The 553-nt window shown below is 74.9% G+C and carries 1 protein-coding gene; it reads right to left on the bottom strand.

What is annotated here, in order from left to right:
* Nucleotides 1-218 precede the first annotated feature (218 nt).
* A partial coding sequence (locus FUT87_RS29500) for an acyltransferase family protein (protein ID WP_404935457.1) occupies nucleotides 219-553 on the bottom strand: 335 nt, incomplete at its 5' end.

Raw genomic sequence — 553 nt, 5'->3', positions numbered from 1 at the left:
GGACTGCCGCAGCATCGCCACCCCCCGCGGCGATCATGCCGGCGCAGGACAGCAGCGCCACCGCGCCGATGGCCAGCGGGATCAGGGAGTTCTTCCGTTCTTCGGTCATCGGGATCCGGCGCGCGCCGCGCTTCGCGTCTTGAGGAAACATCGGCGCGTCCACGCGCCGGCGAGCGCGCATTGTCCTCGTACCGGCGCGGACCCGGCACGCGCGCCGCTCAGCCCTGGGCGGGGGCCGCGCCCGGCCGCGGCGAGCGGGCGCGGTAGCGGTCGCGGATCCAGCGCATCGCGGGCAGCTCGACCAGCCGCGTCAAGCCATGCGCCAGGCCGGCCGAGACCGCCATCGCCAGCGCGATGGCGAGCTGCGTCGGCACGCCCCAGCCCTCCAGCCGGTGCAGCAGCGCCCAGCCGATGTTCTCGTGCAGCAGGTAGAGCGTGTAGGAGATCGTGCCCAGCCACAGCAGCAGCGGATGCTCCAGCCAGGTCCAGCGCCCGCGCGCGGCGCCCTGCAGCACGACCAGGAACACCGCGGCCAGCGCCGCCAGCGCCCAGC

This window comes from Mitsuaria sp. TWR114 (assembly GCF_007997345.1).
Note: the sequence above shows the minus strand (reverse complement) of the source record. Positions and strands in the feature narration are given on the sequence as shown.